This window comes from Halochromatium sp., from assembly GCF_054919635.1.
Window position 1 is genome coordinate 1 of the sequence record NZ_JBUDPI010000286.1, and the last position, 4,902, is coordinate 4,902.

A 4,902-nucleotide genomic window follows, 5' to 3' on the forward strand; every position below is an offset into this window, starting at 1 on the left:
CGGGAGATCCGCTCGCGCTGCAGCTTGCGCACGAACCGCGTGAGTGCTTTGTCTGTGCCTTTCTTGACGCCCGACACCGCATTATCGAGATCCGTGATCTGTTCCAGGGGACGATCGACGGCTGCAGCGTGCATCCGCGCGTGGTGGCCCAGATGGCCTTGTCCCTCAATGCCGCCGCCTGTGTCATGGTCCATAACCATCCCAGCGGTGATCCAACGCCGAGCGGTGCGGATATCGCCATCACCAAGCGTCTGCGTGAGTGTCTCGATCTCTTCGAGATCCGCCTGCTCGATCACCTGGTGGTGGGGCGGGAGGGTGGCTGCTCCATGGCGCAGCAGGGGTTGCTCTGAGATGGCCCAGATCACGGTGGTGTCTGAGTCCCTCGAGCGCCTGCAGGGGTTTCTGATCGGCATCGAGTGGACCAATGACAGTGCCCTCAGCCTGATCGCCCTGGACCCGCAGCAGCGCACCGCGCTGTTGTGCGATCAGGATGCCGACGAAGACCGCCAGTGGCGGCTGGGTCCCTGCGGACTCGAGGCTATCGAGCGCGGGCACGAACGCTGAGGTCCTCTTGAACCGGCTGACGGCACCTGTGGGGTGCTGTCAGCCCTGAGCGTCTGTACACAGACCACCCCGACGTTGTCGGAGTGGCCTGTTCTTGTGTCGATCGCCTTGTCTCATACCGACCAGCGATAGCGGGCTTTCAGGGCCATGACACGGGCACAAGCGGCGTTGACTCGGGAGAGACGCAGCCGCCCGTCCGTGATCGCCTGGCGCAGGATGACGAGCGTCTTCGGCACCCGATCCGGGTCGTAGGGCCGATGGTTGGCGATGAGCAGGAGATCGACACCGGCGTTGAGGGCGCAGACCAGGGCCTCGCTGGGGCTGTGGTGCTGGGCGATGGCGTCCATCTGCAGATCGTCGCTGATCACGACACCGCGAAAGCCGAGCCGCTCGCGCAGCAGGCCAGTGAGGATTGGTCGGGAGAGCGTGGCGGGACGCCGGGGATCGAGGCGTGCGTTGCGGATGTGGGCGCTCATGATCAGGTCGCGATAGCCGGCCTGGATCAGGTGGGCATAGGGGATGAGTTCCTGTGCCGACCAGGTGTCGGTGACATCGACGACCTCGGTATGCGAATCGGCCCAGGCGCTGCCATGACCGGGGAAATGCTTGAGGGTGCTGAGAATGCCCCGGCGCTGCTGCGCCCTGACAACGGCGGCCGCGTGCTGCACGACCTGGTGCGGATCGGCCGAGAAGCTGCGCTCGAGGCGACCGATGATCGGGTTATCCGGCCGACTGTTGAGATCGACCACGGGGGCGAAGTTGAGGTTCAGGCCGTTGTCTGCCAGCGTCTGCGCGATGGCGTCGGCCGCGCGCTCGGTCTGCGCTGGATCATCGAGCTGGCCGAGCGTCTGTGCCGAGACCGTCGCTGGAAAGCCATCACGTGGTTTCAGGCGCGCGACACGCCCTCCTTCCTGATCGACACCGATGAGCAGCGGTGTTGGGCTGAGTGCCGAAAGGGTTCGGGTCAGGGCGCGCAGTTGCTGCGGTGAGCGGATGTTGCGGCCATCGCGATCGAACAGCACGACCCCGCCAATGCGGTGCACCAGCAGATCGCGCACGATGGGGTCGTCCGCGCTGAGGTCGGTGCCACGAAACCCGACCATGAGCAGTTGCGCCAGGCGCTGCTCGAGCGGCCAGCGCCACCAGGGCAGGTCTTGCGCCTGCAGGGATCGCCAGGGCGCGGTGGCGGTGAGGCCAAGCGCGGCTTGGAGGAACTGTCGGCGCGTGTGCATGGAGCAAGCATGACAGACGGTGATGATCCGTACCTGGGCTGGGGGTCATCGATCGCGGAGCGTTAGGGCCTGATCCGGTGGGCGTAGCCGGATTTGACTTGAGGCTCGGAGACTCGTCGAGGTTGCGCTTAGCCTGCGCGGCGGCGATGACTGGGCCAGGTGAAAGAGACCTGGTGCGTTCCCGCTTCGTGGAACCGCTCGATGACCCGTGGGCCGAGTGCGTGTTCCAGCCTCGACGCCGGCAGGTCACCGATGAGGATCGTGGCGCGTTGCTGGGCGTAGCGGGCATCCAGCACCTCGAACAGCACACCGCGATGATCGTCCTGCGGAGCATCGATCAGATCGTCGAGCACCAGCAGGTCGGGCGCGCTGAGCTGCGCGAAGGCATCGGCCTCGGAGCCCTGGGATCGAGATGCGCTGGCGTCGCGCAGGCTGCGCAGTGCGCTGGGCAGCGAGACATACCAGCCGCGCTGTCCGGCACGCACCAGGGTCGCGAGGATGGCGCAGGCCAGGTGGGTCTTGCCGGTGCCTGGGCCGCCGAGGAGCAGCAGCGTTTCGCCGGGTCGTTGGCCAGCGCTGAGGGCGCAGGCATAATCCTGGCAGATCGAGCGGGCCAGCAGCTGCTCGGCGATGTCGGCCTGATAGTCGGCGAAGCCTTTGCTGCGAAAACGCTCAGGGATGCCGCTCGCGGCCAGCTGTCGCTGCCATTGCCGCTCGAGGGCCTTGCGCCGCGTGGCCAGGAGGCTGCGCACTTCCTGCCGACCCCGCTCGGCGAGATCTTCGGCGGACAGCAGGGGGTCATCCGGGCGTGATCCAGCCCGCAAACCCACAAGCCGAAGGCCAGTCGGCTGCGCGGCTTGGCGCGAGATCGGGGAGCATTTGTCCATGAGCTGACCTCTACGGCTGGGGTGGGCAATGGCGGTTGTGGTCCCGGGCTGATGATCCGTTCTCGGCGCTTGGTCCTCATTCCATTCGCGCGGCAGGGTTGAGCGCATTCATTGCGCATTGCGCCCGACTCATCGACCGCTCGCCATTCACGGTAGCGATCACTATAACCGGGTTTTCATCCGTTGCCTAGTCGATCAATGGCAGCGGTCATCGCAACGCAGATGGCGATGCAACCGATGCATCGACGGCCACCGAGCGCATCGATGCGGTCATGCTCAACGCGCGGGAATCCCATCAACGTCAACAACAACAGAAACTAACCTGGTTCCGTGAAAAGAATAAGCCCAATAATAAGAAAAAGCTCGATAAATCATAAGGATATTGGTATTATAGGCGTGTTTCCCACCTCACCCACCAGGTGATCCCATGCGCCAATTCATCATCGAACAATCCGCCGCCGAGCTGACCTCGCAGGCCGGCCTTGGGCTCATTGGTCGGGCGCTCAATCACCAGACCGACTTGGCGACGGCCGCGACCAGAGTCAGCGCATTGCGCCCGAACGCGGTCCAGCATCGCGATATTCTCAGCAGCTATATCGCCCTGCAATGCTTGGGCAAGAGCGATTTTGAGGCGATCACCGCGTTTCGCGACGACGAGTTCTTCTACGAGGCGCTGGGTGTGCGCGACGTGCCCTCGGAGGCGACACTGCGCCAGCGCCTGGATGAGCACGCCGTGGCCTTTCGCGACGTCGTCGATCAGGCCTCGGAGGACTTCTTGCGCCGGGTGCGCGCCCCGATCACCGCGCTGGCCAACGACTTGGTCCCACTGGACTGTGACGTCAGCCCCTTCGATAACGCTCGTACCCACAAAGAGGGTGTGTCGCGCACCTACAAAGGCTGCGATGGCTACGCGCCGATGCTGGCCTATCTGGGCCAGGAGGGCTGGTGTCTGGAGGTCGAGCTGCGCGAAGGCCGCCAGCATTGCCAGAAAGACACCCCAGCGTTGCTCGACCGGGTGCTGGAGCGCGCCCGACGCTTGATGCCGAGCCATCAGGGATTGCTGCTGCGCCTGGACAGCGGCAACGATGCGCTGGAGAACATCGCCGTGGTCCTCACGCACAACGAGCACCATCCCGAGGCGGCCAAGGCCCACTATCTGATCAAGTGGAATCCGCGCAAAGAGCGCGCCGAGGACTGGCTGGCCGATGCCGAGCGCGATGAGGCGGCGGCGCAGTGGAGCACGCCACGTGCGGGTAAGCGCGTGGCGCTGTTCAGCGTCGTCGAGGACCGGGTCGATAGCGAGTACGAGTACAGTCTGCGCCGGGTGATGCGGCTCACCGAGCGCACCATCGACAAACACGGCCAAGCCCTGCTGGTCCCAGAACTGACGCTCGAGGGCTGGTGGACGAGCCTGTGGCACGATGAGGCGACGATCATTCGCCTCTATGCCGATCACGGTACCAGCGAGCAGTTCCACAGCGAATTCAAGACCGACCTGGACCTCGAGCGTTTCCCCTCGGGAAAGTTCGCCACCAATGCCCTGGTGCTGACCTGTGCCCAGCTGGCCTATAACCTGCTGCGCTGGCTCGGCCAGCAGGGGCTGCTCGGTGCCGATGCTCCGCCGCGGCACAAGGCGAAACGCCGGCGTTTGCGCACGGTGATGCAGGAGTTGGTGTACCTGGCGGCACGCTTGGTGCGCACTGGCCGGCGCTTGAAACTCGTCTTTGGCGTGCACTGCCCGGCCGTGGCGATCTATCGGCGGCTTTATCGGCAGTTGGCGGTAACGTAAAACGCGCGCAGCCAGGTTTTGGCACGAACGCCGGGGGTGAGCGAAGCGATTCGAGGAAGGTGGGCGCGCCAACGCAGCGCACTTCGCTCCGCAGCCACTAACAAGGGCGCCTGCGCAGTGCCATTCGACGGAATGATGCCGAATTCTGATGCTGTCGTCATTCATCCTGATCAGTTTCTGACCGGAGCGCATGCGATTCGATGAAAAATGCCAATTTTGGTCATTCAGCTCACGGATTCACGGACTACTCAGCACTCTGCGGTTATACCGAAGCCGATCTCGACGCAGTGTTCGCCCCGGCACTCGAAGGGCTTGATCGTCAGCAAATCAGAGACTGGTACAACGGTTACAACTGGACCGGTGAAGCCGTCTATAACCCCTTCGACCTCTTGTTTCTGCTGCGCAACCGTCAATTCCGGTCTTACTGGTT

General features: G+C 64.1%; 5 protein-coding genes and 1 pseudogene. 4 read left to right on the top strand and 2 right to left on the bottom strand.

Features of this window, described 5'->3' with window-relative positions:
- Both ACY693_RS14930 and ACY693_RS14935 read left to right on the top strand, forming a co-directional pair.
- A partial coding sequence (locus tag ACY693_RS14930; RefSeq protein ID WP_462322608.1) for a JAB domain-containing protein occupies positions 1 to 350 on the top strand: 350 nt, incomplete at its 5' end.
- A 1-nt stretch (position 351) separates the two neighbouring features.
- Positions 352 to 564: a hypothetical protein gene (locus tag ACY693_RS14935; protein WP_462322609.1), complete on the top strand. Its 213-nt coding sequence runs from the start codon at positions 352 to 354 to the stop codon at positions 562 to 564.
- A 113-nt stretch (positions 565 to 677) separates the two neighbouring features.
- Here ACY693_RS14935 and nagZ read toward each other — a convergent pair whose 3' ends face one another.
- Positions 678 to 1,796, bottom strand: a complete 1,119-nt coding sequence (gene nagZ / locus ACY693_RS14940) for a beta-N-acetylhexosaminidase (RefSeq protein WP_462322610.1) — start codon at positions 1,794 to 1,796, stop codon at positions 678 to 680.
- 128 nt (positions 1,797 to 1,924) lie between these two features.
- On the bottom strand, positions 1,925 to 2,683 hold the full coding sequence (locus ACY693_RS14945) for an ATP-binding protein (RefSeq protein ID WP_462322611.1): 759 nt from the start codon (positions 2,681 to 2,683) through the stop codon (positions 1,925 to 1,927).
- Positions 2,684 to 3,110: 427 nt separating this feature from the next.
- Between ACY693_RS14945 and ACY693_RS14950 the strand changes: the two genes are divergently transcribed.
- Both ACY693_RS14950 and ACY693_RS14955 read left to right on the top strand, forming a co-directional pair.
- Positions 3,111 to 4,472, top strand: a complete 1,362-nt coding sequence (locus ACY693_RS14950; RefSeq protein ID WP_462322612.1) for an IS1380 family transposase — start codon at positions 3,111 to 3,113, stop codon at positions 4,470 to 4,472.
- Positions 4,473 to 4,672: 200 nt separating this feature from the next.
- Positions 4,673 to 4,902 (top strand): annotated as a pseudogene (locus ACY693_RS14955) (hypothetical protein); the annotation flags it as partial.